Origin of the sequence: Flavobacterium sp. GCM10022190 (genome assembly GCF_042656445.1) — a bacterium.
GTDB lineage: Bacteria > Bacteroidota > Bacteroidia > Flavobacteriales > Flavobacteriaceae > Flavobacterium > Flavobacterium nitratireducens.
The window spans coordinates 120521-136946 of sequence record NZ_JBHSOQ010000001.1 but is presented as its reverse complement, the minus strand read 5'-3'; the positions used below and the strand labels follow the sequence as shown (position 1 = coordinate 136946).

General features: G+C 31.0%; 12 protein-coding genes. 7 read left to right on the top strand and 5 right to left on the bottom strand.

Going from position 1 to position 16426, the window contains the following annotated elements:
* Nucleotides 1–183 precede the first annotated feature (183 nt).
* The 5 genes from ACFPTQ_RS00640 (at nucleotide 184) to ACFPTQ_RS00620 (ending at nucleotide 9486) form a co-directional block, all read left to right on the top strand.
* Nucleotides 184–1314, top strand: a complete 1131-nt coding sequence (locus ACFPTQ_RS00640) for a FecR family protein (RefSeq protein WP_379772582.1) — start codon at nucleotides 184–186, stop codon at nucleotides 1312–1314.
* A 137-nt stretch (nucleotides 1315–1451) separates the two neighbouring features.
* Nucleotides 1452–5093, top strand: coding sequence for a SusC/RagA family TonB-linked outer membrane protein (locus ACFPTQ_RS00635; RefSeq protein WP_379772580.1), 3642 nt, complete (start codon nucleotides 1452–1454; stop codon nucleotides 5091–5093).
* 4 nt (nucleotides 5094–5097) lie between these two features.
* Nucleotides 5098–6525, top strand: coding sequence for a RagB/SusD family nutrient uptake outer membrane protein (locus tag ACFPTQ_RS00630; protein WP_379772578.1), 1428 nt, complete (start codon nucleotides 5098–5100; stop codon nucleotides 6523–6525).
* A 4-nt stretch (nucleotides 6526–6529) separates the two neighbouring features.
* Nucleotides 6530–8968: a zinc-dependent metalloprotease gene (locus tag ACFPTQ_RS00625; RefSeq protein ID WP_379772575.1), complete on the top strand. Its 2439-nt coding sequence runs from the start codon at nucleotides 6530–6532 to the stop codon at nucleotides 8966–8968.
* Nucleotides 8965–9486: a DUF3347 domain-containing protein gene (locus ACFPTQ_RS00620; RefSeq protein ID WP_379772572.1), complete on the top strand. Its 522-nt coding sequence runs from the start codon at nucleotides 8965–8967 to the stop codon at nucleotides 9484–9486. Before ACFPTQ_RS00625 ends, ACFPTQ_RS00620 begins: the two co-directional genes overlap by 4 nt.
* A gap of 116 nt (nucleotides 9487–9602) precedes the next feature.
* Here ACFPTQ_RS00620 and ACFPTQ_RS00615 read toward each other — a convergent pair whose 3' ends face one another.
* From ACFPTQ_RS00615 to ACFPTQ_RS00595, 5 genes are read right to left on the bottom strand one after another with little or no spacing between them, the layout of a single operon-like run.
* Nucleotides 9603–10325, bottom strand: a complete 723-nt coding sequence (locus ACFPTQ_RS00615; protein WP_379775526.1) for a LytR/AlgR family response regulator transcription factor — start codon at nucleotides 10323–10325, stop codon at nucleotides 9603–9605.
* Nucleotides 10325–11413 (bottom strand): sensor histidine kinase, encoded by a 1089-nt coding sequence (locus ACFPTQ_RS00610; protein ID WP_379772570.1) that lies wholly within the window; start codon nucleotides 11411–11413, stop codon nucleotides 10325–10327. The genes ACFPTQ_RS00615 and ACFPTQ_RS00610 overlap by 1 nt, the downstream gene beginning before the upstream one ends.
* Nucleotides 11414–11773: a DUF4907 domain-containing protein gene (locus ACFPTQ_RS00605; RefSeq protein ID WP_379772567.1), complete on the bottom strand. Its 360-nt coding sequence runs from the start codon at nucleotides 11771–11773 to the stop codon at nucleotides 11414–11416.
* Entirely contained in the window at nucleotides 11763–12767 is a 1005-nt protein-coding gene (locus ACFPTQ_RS00600) for a Kelch repeat-containing protein (protein WP_379772564.1), read from the bottom strand. The genes ACFPTQ_RS00605 and ACFPTQ_RS00600 overlap by 11 nt, the downstream gene beginning before the upstream one ends.
* Before the next feature lie 15 nt (nucleotides 12768–12782).
* Nucleotides 12783–13598, bottom strand: a complete 816-nt coding sequence (locus ACFPTQ_RS00595; protein ID WP_379772562.1) for a hypothetical protein — start codon at nucleotides 13596–13598, stop codon at nucleotides 12783–12785.
* Nucleotides 13599–13861: 263 nt separating this feature from the next.
* On the opposite strand from ACFPTQ_RS00595, the gene ACFPTQ_RS00590 reads away from it, so the two are divergent.
* Nucleotides 13862–15184, top strand: a complete 1323-nt coding sequence (locus ACFPTQ_RS00590; protein WP_379772559.1) for a DUF4270 family protein — start codon at nucleotides 13862–13864, stop codon at nucleotides 15182–15184.
* Entirely contained in the window at nucleotides 15185–16426 is a 1242-nt protein-coding gene (locus ACFPTQ_RS00585; protein WP_379772557.1) for an aromatic hydrocarbon degradation protein, read from the top strand.

The following is a 16426-nucleotide window of genomic DNA, read 5'->3' as shown; positions in this document are numbered from 1 at the left end:
TTTTATATCCTTTTTGTTAAATCTTCTGTAAATATTGAGGTTGTTACTCGTTTTTGGTTAGCATATAATGAGTGCTTTTCTCATTTTGCTAACAAAATAATAATTTTTTTTTAGCATTGTCTATGACAAAAGTTAGTTAGAGATGTCTTATATACAAAGACCAAATTTTCATAATCGAAAAAAATGAGTAAAACTGAAATTTTAGCATTACTGGAAAGGTACCAAAACGGTACTTTGTCTCAAGCCGATAAAGACAAATTAGATGCCTGGTATTTATCTATGGCTTCTAATAGTGATTTGCAGCTTAGTGAAAATGAACTAGAAGAAAGTTATAACTATTTAAAATCTCAGTTGTCACCAATTACAGAGACTAAGGTTGTTCAACTTTGGAAGCGAGTAGCTGTAGCAGCTTCCGTAGCTATACTGTTAGGTTTAGGAGTATTCTATTTTTCAAAACCTCAAACTCAAAGCAATCAAATTGTAAATCAGCCACATGATATTACACCTGGTGGTACTAAAGGTGTACTTACTTTGTCTAATGGAAAAAAGATTGTTTTAGCCGATATTTCTGAGAAAGGCACAATTGCATTAGAAAATGATGTTACTATAAAATTAGACGCTAATGGAGTTGTTACCTATGTGATTAATTCGAAAGAAGACAGTTCGAAAGAAGATGCGAATTCATTTAATACACTCTCAACACCTACAGGTGGACAATATAATATTGTTTTAGGTGATGGAACCAAAGTATACCTTAATGCAGTATCATCTTTAAAATATCCAACACAATTTAGTGGTGATAAAAGAATAGTAGAATTAGAAGGGGAAGCCTATTTTGAAGTAGCCAAAAATAGAAAAAAGCCTTTTATAGTTAAATCTGGAGATCAAACAGTGGAAGTTTTAGGGACTCATTTTAGTGTACACAATTATAATGATGAGTCTGTAATTAAAACAACTTTACTTGAAGGAAGTGTTGCTATTAGTCATAAAAATAAAAAGGTGATTCTAAAACCAGGTCAGCAATCTAATGTATCAAATAGTTTTGATAATATTCAAGTAAAAGAGGTTGATACTGAAGCTGCTATAGCATGGAAGAATGGTCGTTTTAAATTTGATAACGCTGATTTGAAATCGGTAATGCAGCAATTAGAACGTTGGTATGGAGTTAATGTCGTCTATAAAGGGAATGTCTCGGATGTACGATTTAACGGAGGTACATTTATGAATAAAAATTTGTCTGAGGTATTAAAAGTACTTGAGCTAAGTCATATAAAATTTAAAATTGAAGGAAAAACAATTATTGTCTACCCTTAATTTCAAATTCACCGTATTTATATTTTGCTATCAATAAAAAAAAACCAGAAGCAATTGCAGTGCTTCTGGTAGGTTAATAAAGTTGATAGTTAGTATAAGTTGTCCACTATTGTTTAACTAAAAACGAATGTAAATGTATGAAATTTAATTTACAACAAAAAAAACCTTACCGAGTAAACGGTAAAAAAAATCTTAGTTTTAATTTTTCTGCTTATTTATTGAGAATTAGTCTTTTGTTTATCTTACTCTTTAGTTTCGATGGACAAGCACAGAAAATCTCAATTAATGTCAAAGATGCTCCACTAGAGTCGGTTTTGAAAGATGTCGCTAAACAAGCAAAACACGAAGTATTTTATACTCAAAAGTTGTTTAAGGATTCAAAACCAGTAACTGTTAATCTTAAAAATGTAAATTTAAGTGAAGCATTAAACTTTATTTTTAATAATCAAAGTTTGAAGTATTCTATTGCTAATCAAACAATTGTGGTTACTGCTCTAAATAAACAAGAGCCTAAATCCAATAAATTAATTAATATTAAAGGGAAAGTTTTAAACAGCAAAGGAGAACCTTTTCCGGGAATAAATCTTCGGATAGTAGGGACAAATTTATATGCAATAACCGAAACTGATGGAAGTTTTATCATTCGAGATGTTCCAGATAATTGTCAAATTCAATGCTCAGGAATAGCAATAGAAGACAAGGTTTTTCATGTAAACGGCAATGAACAATTAACCCTTGTAGTTGAAGATAAGGTTACTACTATGAAAGAGGTGGTGATTACAGGATATCAAAATCTTGAGAGAACCCATTCTACTGGTGCAATCACAACAGTAAATGAAAAGACCTTAAACGAAAATATCAACACTAATTTAGCTACAGCTTTAGAAGGGCGTGTTGCTGGTTTAATGTTCCAAAAAAACCCAAATGGAAGTTCAGCAGATAAACCGATATTACGTGGTATAGGTACGTTTTCATCTTTGCAAGTTGGTTACAGTCCACTTTTAGTAATTGATGGTTTACCTACCGAATTAACTTTAGAGGATATTAATCCCTATGATGTGGAAAGTATTAACGTACTTAAAGATGCTGCAGCGGCATCGATTTATGGTTCAAGAGCGGCTAATGGTATTATTGTAATAACTACTAAAAAAGGTACTGGTAAACTTAAAGTAGCATTTAATACCGATTTTTTTGTATCGACGAAGCCTAATTTGAAAGATATGAATTATGCTTCAACTAGTGATATTATTGATTTTGAACAGGCCGTTTATAACAGAGAAAGAGGCAGATTTTCTAATATAGCTACCATGTTTAATGCCTATGGAGATATTGGAACTAGTAGTATGAAATACTATAGTCCACTTTATCATTTAAATAGAAATTTAGAGGAAGGGAAGATAAATAAAACTGACTTTGATAATACGATTGCTCAATGGAGAAATAATGATTACATAAGAGATTATCGTGATAATGTTTGGCAAAATGAATTTAGACAACGTTACAATGTTGCCTTCTCTGGAAGTACAAGTAGACAAAATACTTATGTTTCTATTAATTATGATGAATCTAAAAATAGAATAAAGTTCAATAAAAGTCAAGCCTTTAACTTGTATGCAAAAAGTAGTTTTCAAGTTAACAATTGGTTAAACGCTACTTTTGGAGTTAATACTACTTATCGTAATGAAGATGCCACAGATGGTGATTACAGCAGTTACGATATTCAAAAAAGATATGAACGTATTACCGATGATAATGGGAATCCTATATTGTCTTCATTTGTAGGAATTAGAGATGGATTTACTTCTAGTAGTATCATTAATCCAGCTGTTGCTGAAAAAATTACGGCTTTAAGTGGTTTTAAACCTGTCACTTTCAATGTTTTAAATTCACTTCAGGAAGGAATTACTAACGAAAAGAATTTGAGTTTGAGAGCTTTTGCTAATCTTCGTGCTAAAATATGGAAAGGATTAAGTTTGAGTTCTCAATTTCAATATGAGGTTAGAAAAAATGAGGAAGAGCAGTATTATGATATTAACTCCTATAAAATGCGTTTTGCTATAAATGCATTAACAGCTTATAATTCAACGTCAAATACTTATACATATGTAGATGGTTTTTCTACAGGAGGGCGTTATAAACAAATGAGCAGTCAAGCAAGTAATTATTCATTTAGAAATCAAATGGATTATAATCAAGAGTTTAGCGGAGGAAAACATGTAGTTAACGCTTTAGCTGGTTTTGAAATGCGTGAAACTTTTGTTCCAAGAACAATCGAACAATTGAGATATGGTTATGATCCAGTAACGCTTACTTCTGCTGTGATTAACAGTCTTTTATTAAGTCAAACTGGAACAGCGAGTTACATTTATGGTAGTAATAGAACTTTGTCAGCATTATCTAGAACTCAAACAGAAATTTTACACCGTTATTTTTCTGTATTTAGTACCGTAGGTTATACCTTTTTATCAAAATATAACATTACGGGAAGTTATAGAGTAGATAGAGCTGATTTATTTGGAGTTGATCCTAAGTACAAAAACCGTCCTTTATGGTCTTCAGGAATAGGATGGAATGCAAGTAACGAAGATTTTATGAGAGATGTAAAATGGGTTTCAGCTCTTAAACTTAGAGCAACTTACGGAGTTAATGGAAATATTGATCAGTCTACCACTCCTTATGTAACCGCGACAAGACGAAATGATAACTTGTATCAATCTTTGCAATATATTAATATTACTGCTCAACCTAATCCAATGTTACGATGGGAGAAAACAGCAAGTACTAATTTAGGTGTTGACTATAGTTTGTTTAATGCAAAATTAAACGGAAGTATTGATGTTTATAGAAAATATAGTTCTGATTTATTAGCCACGACTGATTTAGATCCAACTGTAGGTGCTTTAACTCGAAGAATTAATGCCGGAGCCTTATTGAATAAGGGTGTTGAGTTTAGTCTTGGTTCAGAATGGTTTAATAAAGCTGATTTTAGAATAGCGTCGAATTTAATTTTAGGATTCAATAAAACTACAGTTAAAAAAGTGACCAGAGCACAATCAAACGCATCAGTTTATGTAAGTTCCCCTGGTGATTACTTTTTAGAAAATGAAGCGTATAATAGTTTGTACGCTTATCAGTTTGGTGGAATAACTAACGGATATCCTTATGTTTTAGATGAAAATGGTAATCCATCCATTACGTTTGATACTAGTGGTAATCCAATTTCTACGAGTATTAAAACAGTTACAAATACGGCTGCATTGGTAAATATGGGTAGTTTAATGCCTACTTATACAGGCTCTTTATCACAGCGATTTTCATACAAACAATTTGATTTGAATTTCTTATTTGTTTTCTCTGGAGGCAATGTAATGCGTAAAGAAACAATTGATATGAGTAGTGATTTAGTAAACCTTTCAGGAATTACGGACCGTTATACAGATGCTAATCCTAATGGAAATACACGTTTATATGTAGATTTTGCCGAGAATATTAGGAATTATGCAAGTACAATAAGTAGTCAATGGAGAAATTCCAGCGCCAATGTAGTAGATGGAGATTATATCAAGTTAAGAAATGTTTCATTAGCATATAATTTGCCAAAAAATATTGCAAATAAAATGAATATCTCATCTGCTAAATTTACTTTTCAGATGAACAATATTTGGTATTGGAGTGCTGCAGGAAATCGTATTGATCCAGAGGTCTATTCGGCAAATTCAGGTACACGTAATTTACCATTACCTAAAACATATTTATTTGGGTTTAATTTAAGTCTTTAAAAAAATGAAATATATAAATATAGCTTTAATGTATTCGCTAATGCTGTTTTCAATAACATCATGCGAAGAGTACACAGATATCACTCCTAAAGGAGCCTTGGTTATTGAAACCGCTAATCAATTTCATGAAATGGTGTCTTTACCCAATAGGGGTTATCCAATTAATAACTTTCAGTATTTATCAGACGATCAATGGATGAGAGAAAATCAAGTAATTGGAGTAACACCTAACATCAATACCGTTAATTTTACATTTGATGAAAGCGTAGATAGAGTTTCTATGTATACTGCTTCAAGTTTTTATAACCAAGCCTATACTTATATTAATAGATGGAATACCATTATTTCACTTGTTGATGATAGCAAAGGAGATGAAGCCATAAAGCAACTTGCCAAAGCCGAAGCTAAAATCAACAGAGCGTATGATCACTTTTTATTAGTAAATCATTATGCAAAAGGATATGATCCTCAAACGGCAGCTACGGATGGAGGTATTTGTATTATGGATAAATTTGATTTGGAAGCCCAGCCTTCTAAGTCTACAGTGGCGCAGGTTTATGATTTTATTCAAAAGGATATCGATGAGGCTTTACCTTATTTGCAGGAAAAACCACTGGATGTTTATCATCCTTCAATAGCATTTGCATACGCATTTAAAGCAAAAGTGCATTTGTTTAAACGTGAAATTGCAAAAGCAAAAGAAGCTTGTGAAAAATCATTAAGTTATAATAATAAGATTTTTGATTTAGTAGCTTATAATGCTCAAGGAGGCCCTAATGTAGTAGCAGTTCCAGCTGCAAATAATGTTGAGGTTCTTAGTTATCAGTATATGACAGGTTATAATGAGATGAATTTTGCTCAAAGTTATATTATAAGTCCTGAATTGAGAAATTTATTTGGTTTAAATGATGCCCGTTTTAATTTGTTTTTCAATACAACTAGTACGACCAATTTAGATCAGGGATCTAATACGGCTTATTGGGCGACAACGTATACTAAGTTTTTCTACCCAACAGTAGGGATGAAAACTACAGAGGTATATTTGATGTTGGCTGAATGTTATGCTAGAGAAAATAATTTCAACGAAGCTGTCTCTATTTTAAATACGTTACGTGCCAAACGAATTTTGTCAGGAACTGTTAATTTAAGCGTTCCAACTACTAGAAAAGAAACAATGGAATTGGTAATTAATGAACGAAGAAAAGAACTGCTTTTAGGTTTTAATCGTTTTTTCGATCTTAAACGATTAAATACGGAAACTGAATATGCAAAAACGATTACAAGAGTTTTTCCAATTGTTAACAAAACTGTACCTCAAAAAACATATACATTACAGCCAAATTCAAGATTGTATATTATCCCGTTCCCTTTGAATGCCTTAATGAAAAATCCAAAATTAACCTTAAATACAGACGAAAAAGTTCCGTTTTAAACTAATGAAGAAATTCTTTTTATTCATAATCATGCTGACTGTTTATAGTCAGCATGCTTTTACGCAAAATCAGGAAAAAAAAGCAGATAGCACCAGTGTACCTCAAAAAGGCTTGCTTCCTTATCACAAGATTATTAAAGATAGCACCAATACAAAATTAGGTTTGTTTGTGGTGAATCAGGTAGATAATAAATTTTATTTTCAAATTCCTGATAGTCTTTTTAATCGCTATATGTTGGTTGTAACTCGATATTTAGCAACACCTCCAGGGTTTGGGCTATTTGGTGGTGAAAAAGCAAATGAACAAACTATTTATTTTGAAAAAGGGCCTAATAATATGGTTTATTTAAGGTCATTTCAGTATAAACAAGATGTTAAAAGTTCCGATTCAGCACTTGCCAAAGCATTAGCAGGAAGTAATGAAAATCCTATTGTAGCTTCTTTTCCCATAAAAACAATTAATCCTGATACTAAAAATGTAGTTATTGAAGTAACAGATGTTTTTAAGAAAGACAATCCAATGTTTTCATTAGAGAATAAAGAGAAAACAGAAAAAAAATTAGGCGCTCTTGCAGATGACAAATCATTCATTGAGAAAATAGATGCTTATCCAATTAATATTGAGATAAAAACAACTAAGACCTATTCGAATTCGTTAGAAAGTAGCGGGAGTATGACTTTACGCTTAAATACTTCAATTGTGTTACTTCCTAAAACACCAATGCGTAAACGTTTTGCAGATGAAAGAATTGGGTTTTTTGCTAATAAATATGTTTTATTTGATGATGAACAACAGCGTTCTCAATCAAAATTTATTGTTCAACGCTATCGCCTTGAACCAAAAGACAAAGACATTAAGAAGTATCTCAGAGGGGAGTTAGTAGAACCTAAAAAACAGATCGTCTATTATATTGATCCAGCCACACCAAAAAAATGGCGTCCTTATTTAATTGCAGGTATCAATGATTGGCAAAAGGCTTTTGAAGCAGCTGGTTTTAAAAATGCAATTGTGGGTAAAGAATGGCCTGAAAATGATCCAACCATGAGTTTAGAAGATGCAAGATATTCGGTTATTAGGTATTATGCTTCAGAAACACCTAATGCCTATGGTCCAAGAATTAGTGACCCAAGGAGTGGGGAGATAATAGAGAGTCATGTAGGTTGGTATCATAATGTGATGAAATTAGTTCAAAGATGGTATATGATTCAAGCAGGTCCTCTGGATCCCAAAGCTAGAACAATGCATTTGGATGATGAGTTGATGGGGCAATTAATTCGATTTGTTTCTTCTCACGAAATTGGTCATACCATTGGTTTACGTCATAATATGGGAGCTAGTAGTGCTACTCCTGTCGAAAAATTAAGAGATAAAAAATGGGTTGAAGCTAATGGACACACTGTTTCAATAATGGATTATGCCCGTTTTAACTACGTGGCACAGCCAGAAGATAATATAGGGCCAGCAGGAATTTATCCACGTATTGGAATGTATGATAAATGGGCAGTAAAATGGGGTTACAGTTATTTTCCAAATGCAAAAGATGAGTTTGAGGAAGAACACATTTTAAATAAAATAGCTACTGATTCATTGACTGCTAATCCAAAATTATGGTTTGGAGGAGAAGGTAAGGACGAAGACCCAAGAAGTCAAAGTGAAGATTTAGGAGACGATGCGGTAGTGGCAAGCGATTATGGGATTAAAAATTTAAAGCGTGTAGTGCCTAATCTTATTCAATGGACTTATCAACCCAATGACCCATACGATAATTTAGCCGATATGCACAAAGCAGTTGTAAGACAGTATACTTTGTATTTGTATCATGTGTTAAAAAACATCGGTAATAATTATGTTACTAAAAGAACGGTGGATGAAAAAGCTGTAGTCTACATGGCAATACCTAAAGCTAAAGTTAAAGCGGCTATTGATTATGTAGGTAGACAATTATTTGAAGCTCCACTTTGGATGTATCCAAAGGAAATTAGCCAACTAATATCTCTAAAAACAGCAGATGAAATTTCAGAACAGCAAAATCAAGTATTGAACATGTTGTTAAGTTCAGGAATGTTGTATAATATTAGTTTGAAAGCCTTACAATTCGAAGGTACTTATACCGTACCAGAATTTTTAAATGACTTGCAAAAAACAGTTTGGGTTAAATTTAGTGGCGATGAAAAATTAGATTTTTATAGAAGAAGTTTGCAAAGAAGTTACATTGAAAAATTGAACTTATTATTATTGCCCAAAGAAATCGATCCTACTAAGGCATTAAATTCAGCGCAAAGAAGTGATGTCGCTTTATATGCAAAACTTCACCTTTTAAAGTTACGAACTGACATCGAAAAATTAAAAAACGAAGCCGTAGGGATGAATAAAGAGCATTTTGAAAATGTATTGATAGAGGTAGATAAATTAATTAAAAAGATAAATTCAATTACGACATGAAAAATATTTTAGTTTTAACATTGATTTTTTTGAGTAGTTTAACTCAGGCTCAATTGACTTCTAAAGACGAAGTTGCTCAAGAATTAGTTGCAAAAAGAGAGCAACAAAAAAAGGAAATTACCAATAGTTATTTGGCCTTAAAAAACAGTATGGTTGATTCAGATATGCAGGCCATTTCAAGTAATGCTATTAAATTTCAAGATGCACTAAAGAATTTTAAATTCAAAAAATTAAAACTTCAGGATATGAATGTGGCCACAAATTCAAGAAAAGAATTACTTGAACTAGCGACTACTATTGCTACATCTAAAAACATCAATGAACAAAGAAAGATTTTTGAATCACTTTCTGTTAAATTTTGGGAACAAGCTGCCAAATTTAAATCAGTAGATACCAATTTGCATTTACAAGTTTGCCCAATGACTGGAGCTCAATGGATAAGTGATAGTAAAGAAATTAGAAATCCATATTATCCAAAGAATATGTTGACTTGCGGTGAAGTTAAAGCAAGTATGTAAAATTTGTTTTGAAATAGTATATGAATACGGCTTCTTTTATGAATGCCGTATTTTTTTTAGATAAGTGATAAGTATTTGAAAAAATAGTTGTTACTACTATTGAATTCAATAATTATTTACAAATTGATTTTTTCAAAGAAAGCGTTTTTATAGCTTTCACTTATTGGAATACGTTTGTCGCCCATTATAACTTTATTTTTCTGAATCGATTTTACGTATTTAATATTGATAATGTATGAGCGATGGATTCGGGCAAAACCTTTTGAAGCTAGTGCGTTTTCTAATTTAATTAAACTAGTTAAGGTAAGGATGTATTTATTGTCGGTAGTGAATATTTTTACATAATCCTTCAAACCTTCGATGAATAAAATATCTGAAAAATTTATTTTTACATTTTCATAATCCGAACGGACGAACATAAAATCAGGCTCAGTTATTAAAGGTGTAGTTGGAGGAGTAGCAATAGTTGTTGGATTTGTTTTATTCGAAAGAAACAATTGTTGGGCTCTAATCACCGCCTTTAAAAAACGGTTAAAAGGAATAGGTTTCACTAAATAATCTACTGCACCTAGCTCAAAACCCTCCACAGCATAATTTGAATAGGCAGTTGTAAAAATTACTAATGGTTTTTTATCAATAGCGTTTAGGAATTCAATACCCGAAAAATGAGGCATTTCAATGTCTAGGAAAATTAAATCCACATTAGATGTATTAATCATCGCAATGGCGTCTATAGCATTGTTGAAAGTATTAATGAGTTCAAGACTTTCTACTTTGCTAACAAATTCCTTTATTAAATCAACCGCTAAAGGTTCGTCATCAATAATTACACACTTCATCATGTAGGTTTTTCCAGTTTTTCCAATTTTAAATTTAAATGAACACTGTATTTATTATCCGATTGCTCGATTGTCAATTGGTGTGCATTTGGATATAAAATATTCAGTCTGTTTTTGATATTGCTTAAACCAATTCCCGAGTTGTTAGGATCTTTGATGTGGTTTTCAATTTTATTTTCAATCCAAAAATCTAATATATTATCCTCAATACTGATTTTAATTTTTACAAAAGCAGCTCCTTTATAATCAGTTCCGTATTTAAAAGCATTTTCAATAAACGAAATTAGTAATAAAGGTTCAATTAATTTGTTCCTTGTTTCGCCATGAATGTTTAAATAGATGTTTTCAATATTATTTAATCGAAGTTTTTGCAAATCAATATAGTTTTTAATATAGTTGATTTCTTTTTCTAAAGATACGGCTTTGTTATCAGTTTCATACAGCATATAGCGCATCATTTCAGATAATGTAACAATCGCATCGGGAACTAGGTCTGATTTTTTATAAGCCAAAGAGTAGATACTATTTAGGGCATTGAATAAAAAATGCGGATTGGTTTGTTTTCTTAAATAATTTAACTCTGTTGAAGTTTTATTTGTTTCCGATATTAATTTGTTTTGCTGATTGGTATAAAATTCAGATAAGGTCTTGATTAAAGTACTAATAGAAACGATAAATAAATAAAAGAGCGATGGAAAAAACTTAAAGAAAAAGGGTTGGGGTTTTTTAAAAGGATTTTTTCCAGGAATAATTTCTTTTCCATGAATATCAAATATTCTTTGATGGTGTATGTTATGAAATTCAGGACTAAACCAGAAGATTTTTATACAAGTTAAAATCGAAACAATACTTATAACAATTGCGAGATAGGATGTGTACCTCTTTTGCAAAAGCAAATTTGGTACAAAATAGAAATAGTTAGCGTAAAATAATAGAATACCACTCAGCCATTGCACATAAAATTCTCCTGTAATACTGGTGAAATTTTGGTAAAAAGGTAATAAGGAGGCGGTAATGATAAAACACCAAATGATACTGTGAATCAGTATTTTGTTAGAATTGTAGTTTGTAATTCTTTCTAAGTTCATTTAGGTTTTAATTGACAATAAAATTAAATCTTTTTTTGTAATTGTGGGTGATGTTTTTGCTTTCAGTTTATTTAAAACTAAATTCCCAACTTTTAGTGCCTCTTCTTCACTTTCAAATGATTTTTGATTTTGAATCACAGGAATTATTGATTGTTTAATGATCACTTTATCATTAAGCTTTATAATATAGCCCCAACCGGTAGTCGTTTTTATAGATGCTAAGCTTAATTCTTTTTTGTGATTACAGGCTATAGAAAGAAATAAACAGCTCAATAAAACAAGGAATTTTACTTTTTTTAATGAAAAATTCTTCTGGATTGTGTTCCAGAAGAATTTTGATTGTTTTTTATTAATTGTCATCATCGTTTTGTTCCTCTAGCGGTTTAAACTCCCAAACATCATCATAATATGTAGTTCCAGATCGACCTAGTAGCACAAATCCTTTTTCATTAATTGAAAAACCTATGGCATCAGTTCTTCCAGAACCTTCGAGAGATGTTTTTTCGTTCCATACATCGGTTACAGGATTGTATTCCCAAATAGTTTTTGCACTTTCTCCCGCTACAACATATCCTAATCCATTCATTGAAAAAGCAGAAGCATTTGTTCTTACAATAGCATAATCATCGTTGTATGAATCATCGTCATCATCATCTCGATCGATGTCGCGTTTTCTAGTCCATGTTTCAGTACTCGGATCAAACATCCAAAAATCGGCTTGGTAAGTTCCGTTATTTACCCCCGTTCCTAAATAGGCTTTGTCGTCTATAACAAAAACAGTTGCATTACGTCTTTTGTTACCGCTAAATCCGTTTAATTGTGTCCAAGTATCTGAATTAGCATCATATTGATAAAAATCTTTCAGATAATTACCATCATATCCTGTTCCAAAATAACCTTTTCCGCCCACTTGAAAGCCTACTGCAGCGTAACGTGCAGTTCCTGAAAAATCCGCTTTTTGTGTCCATGTGTTGTTGCTTGGGTTGTACTGATAGAAATCTTTTAATTTATTTATTCCATCATATCCCAAACCAATATATCCATTATAATCTATCGAAAAACCAGATGCAGAACTTCTTGAAATACCAATAAAATCTGCCTTTTGTTCCCAATAATCTCCATCGGAGTTATAAGCCCATAAGTCTTTTAAATATTCATCTCCAGTGTAGCCTGTAGCAACATAAGCATAAGAGCCTATCACAAAACTTGCTGCACTTGATCTTGCTGGTCCATCAAATGAAGATTTTTTAACCCAATTTCCTAATAACTCTTCCTCGTCATCATTACTGCAACTTACAAATACCAAACCAAGTAAAAGCATGGTAATTAGTGTTTTTCCTTTTAAAATAGTCATAATCTTTTTTATTTGTTATTGTTTGTATTTTATACCAATTTTAAAAACGTACCCGTCATTAGCATTGAAATTAAAATTTGTTGCTCCACTACTGTTTGTTAATACGTATTTTTTATTGAATTGATACCCTCCTTGAAAATTCATAAACCAGTTTTGGTCTACATTTCTTTCATATTCAAATACCGTAGACATTTGAGAAAAACTTATTTTGTTAGCACTTAAATTCGGACTGATTATTTTGTTTTGATACAGTTTGTAAAATTCGCCTTCAAACGTGTTGGTTAAACTAAAATAGTTTCTACTATTATTTGAATATTTAATTGCTGTATTAGGAAAACCAATTTCAAATGAGGTGCTTTCGTTTAGTTGGCTTAGAAAGCTTAGGGTTGGATATATTTGTGCTTTTCCAAAAACACTCCATCTTTTTACCCCTATTTGAATATTGTTTTTTGGATTTATAGAATAATATAAGTTTAGACCACCAAATAAATTAGCATTTGTGAAACCCATTTTTTTTTCAAAACCAAGTACTGTTTCCGCCTCAATTTCTATTGCTGTTTTTGAACTTAATTCATGTTTTAATTTGAAAAGGTTATCGATTCGATTAAGATTGATTTTATTTTCAGCTGAATAAAAGTCATCTAAGTTGTATTTTAGGCCTGTATTTTTGTAACTAATACTGTTAGTTATTTTGTTTTTTTTATTCAAATTTTCAGTAATAACAAAACGAATACTTGTTTCATTTTTAGTTATTTCTTCTGTAGGAATTGTTTTTGTATTCAATTCTATCGAATAGCCACTTTGAGCAGTTATTTTAAGAATTGAAATCATAAAAATTAGCGTTAAAGAATATTTTAATTTCATTTATTTTTTTATTGCATCAAAAGTATATTCCTTATCTATTTTAAAAAAAGAAGATATATAGATGCCCTTTTTTAATAGACAAAACAGTTATTTTTTTGGCTGAATTCTTTTTTAATCTTTGAATTGATTTTATAGATTGAAAATGGCTTTTGATAGACGGTAAGTCGATGTCTGTATAAGTTGTTAGGCTTTGTAAATACAGCCCAGCTATATTTGTTTAAAAAATTTTTATGTACAGATTATTTATAGTGCTGTTTTTTGGGATACTATTTGCTTCTTGTGATTCAGATGTTGATGCAGGAAAATTTGTTGTAGGTTCAGATAATTTGACTGTTGCTAATAAGGTTATATTAATAGATACTGCTACTGTTGAGGTTTCAACTATTAATTTTGATTCTTTAAAAACCTCTAGTCAAAGTAGAATACTGGTAGGTAATTATGATGATCCGATTTTTGGAAAAGTAAAATCAGATAGTTATTTTCAATTAAGTTCTAGTTCTTATAATTTGCAAACCACAAGTTCTGATACTGAAGGGGCTAACTATGTTTTTGATTCGATTAGAATGGTCTTAGTGCCGGATAAGTATTATTACGCTGATACCACAAAATTGCAATCCATAAGTGTCCATCGTTTATTACAAAAAGTAAAACCCAATACGGATGATGATAGTTTTTATAATAATTCTAGTTTGAATTATGATGCAGAGAGTATAGGAACAGCTTCTTTTAAACCCTTGCCAAATAGACAGGATACTGTTTTTGTAAAGATCGACAATACTTTTGGGAATACGCTTTTTCAAAAATTAAAAAAGCGTGAAATTACCACTACAGATGAATTTGTTGAATATTTCAAAGGCTTGGTTATTCGTTCGGTTTCTGAAAATTCTTCTAATGTAATAGGATACCAAACTAGTAGTTTGTTACAATTGTATTATTCAAAAAAAGTAAGTGATTCAGAAACTTCATTTTTAAAAGAATTTACAATAGATGATCTTTCAAAACAATTTAACAGAATTTCTTTAGATAGAACAGGGACAATTTTAAAAGATCTTCCAGGTACTACCGAACGCTTGTCAAGTAACTTGACAGATAATAAATCCTATATTCAATCGGGTACAGGCTTGGCTTGCAGAATTGACTTTCCTAATATTAAAGAGTTAAAGTATATTACTGAAAAAGGTACTATTGTAGATGCTAAGTTGATAATTAGACCTGTAAATAGTACCTATTCTAAGACTTATCCCTTAGCTGATTCCTTAAATGTTTATGTTGCTGATAAATTAAATCGTATCGATGGAACTTTAAAGAATGCAGCTGGTTATTCTATTTATGCGGTTTTGAATAGAGATAATGACGAGTTTGATGAAAATATTGGATACAGCATCCCATTAGGAACTTTTTTGTATAAAGAAATGGTTAAACAATCGGATTCCAAATCAGGATTGATCTTAACGATTCCTAATATTTTTAAAGGAGTGGATCGATTGGTTTTGGGTAACCAAAAAAATACTGGTAATAAAATACAATTGAAAATATATTATATCTCTTATTAGATGAAAAATACAATCAAAATAATAAGCTTTTTGTTTTTAGTTTCTTTTAGCTCTAAAGCCCAAAGTTTGTCGAGTTCTCCTTATTCCATTTTTGGTTTAGGAAGCTTGTATGAGTCCGATTTTGGTTCGATTCCTGGTATTGGTTCCTCTGGAGTGGCTTTGCCATCAAGTCGTTTTATTAATAACTTAAATCCTGCTTCTTTAGGATTTATGTATCGAAATCATTTCCTATTTGATGTTGGAGGTTCGGCAATTCAAACTTCTTATCAAAATCTTTCTAGAAAAGAGAATCGGAATAATATTCAGTTTTCACATATTGCTTTTGCCTTTCCTATCAGTACCAAGTCGGCAGTAAGTTTGTCTTTAAAACCATATTCTAGTGCAGGTTTTAAAATTTCTGATTATAAATTGCCTATACAAGATAGTAATGAAGAATATACTCTGAGTGCAACTGGAACGGGAGGTTTGAATGATTTTGATATTGCTTATGCACATCGTTTTGGAAAAAATGTTTCAATAGGATTGTCGACTTCAATTTTGTTTGGTAGTACTAAAGATTCTAGAGAATATATAATTTCAAATTCTACTACAAGCATAGATAAAGAATCTAGTTATAATGGAGCACGTTTTAATTTAGGCTCTCAATTTAAAATTGATTCAACATTAACTATTGGAACTAATTTTAAATCCCCTTCAAAAGTAAATGCAACTAAAGTGCAGTCGGTAATAACCTATAATTCAGAATTGGATGCTTCTAATACTATTGAAACGAATGTAAAATCAGATACGGATGATTATTATTTACCTTTTGAATTTTCAGTAGGATTGAATAAGCATTTTAAAAATAATTTGAATCTAACAGTTGATTATGAAAAAGCTTTTTGGAAAGATACTAATCAGGCTGATTTATATGGGAGTTATCTAAATCAAGAAAAATTTAAAATGGGATTTTCATATAGAAAAGAAAAAAACTTAAGAAGTTATTTTGATCGAATGCAATTTTCGACGGGATTGAATTACGATACTGGTTTTCTTGAAATTGATAATAAAAGGATAGAGAACAAATCTATCTCTTTTGGTGTTTCATTACCTATTGAAAATACTTTTTCTGTACTTAATATATCCTATTCTTATGGTCAAAGAGGTAGAATTAGTAATGGTTTAATAAAAGAAAATTATCATAAAATATCCATTAATTTATCATTAGATGGTATTTGGTTTGTAAAGCGAAAAATTGAATAG

What these genes read in the sequence shown, in the direction of transcription:
- ACFPTQ_RS00620 (WP_379772572.1), top strand. Translation starts at nt 8,965, where the DNA reads ATGAAAAATATTTTAGTTTTAACATTGATTTTTTTGAGTAGTTTAACT.
- ACFPTQ_RS00640 (WP_379772582.1), top strand. Translation starts at nt 184, where the DNA reads ATGAGTAAAACTGAAATTTTAGCATTACTGGAAAGGTACCAAAACGGT.
- ACFPTQ_RS00635 (WP_379772580.1), top strand. Translation starts at nt 1,452, where the DNA reads ATGAAATTTAATTTACAACAAAAAAAACCTTACCGAGTAAACGGTAAA.
- ACFPTQ_RS00630 (WP_379772578.1), top strand. Translation starts at nt 5,098, where the DNA reads ATGAAATATATAAATATAGCTTTAATGTATTCGCTAATGCTGTTTTCA.
- ACFPTQ_RS00600 (WP_379772564.1), bottom strand. Translation starts at nt 12,767, where the DNA reads ATGACTATTTTAAAAGGAAAAACACTAATTACCATGCTTTTACTTGGT.
- ACFPTQ_RS00595 (WP_379772562.1), bottom strand. Translation starts at nt 13,598, where the DNA reads ATGATTTCAATTCTTAAAATAACTGCTCAAAGTGGCTATTCGATAGAA.
- ACFPTQ_RS00625 (WP_379772575.1), top strand. Translation starts at nt 6,530, where the DNA reads ATGAAGAAATTCTTTTTATTCATAATCATGCTGACTGTTTATAGTCAG.
- ACFPTQ_RS00605 (WP_379772567.1), bottom strand. Translation starts at nt 11,773, where the DNA reads ATGACAATTAATAAAAAACAATCAAAATTCTTCTGGAACACAATCCAG.
- ACFPTQ_RS00610 (WP_379772570.1), bottom strand. Translation starts at nt 11,413, where the DNA reads ATGAACTTAGAAAGAATTACAAACTACAATTCTAACAAAATACTGATT.
- ACFPTQ_RS00615 (WP_379775526.1), bottom strand. Translation starts at nt 10,325, where the DNA reads ATGAAGTGTGTAATTATTGATGACGAACCTTTAGCGGTTGATTTAATA.
- ACFPTQ_RS00585 (WP_379772557.1), top strand. Translation starts at nt 15,185, where the DNA reads ATGAAAAATACAATCAAAATAATAAGCTTTTTGTTTTTAGTTTCTTTT.
- ACFPTQ_RS00590 (WP_379772559.1), top strand. Translation starts at nt 13,862, where the DNA reads ATGTACAGATTATTTATAGTGCTGTTTTTTGGGATACTATTTGCTTCT.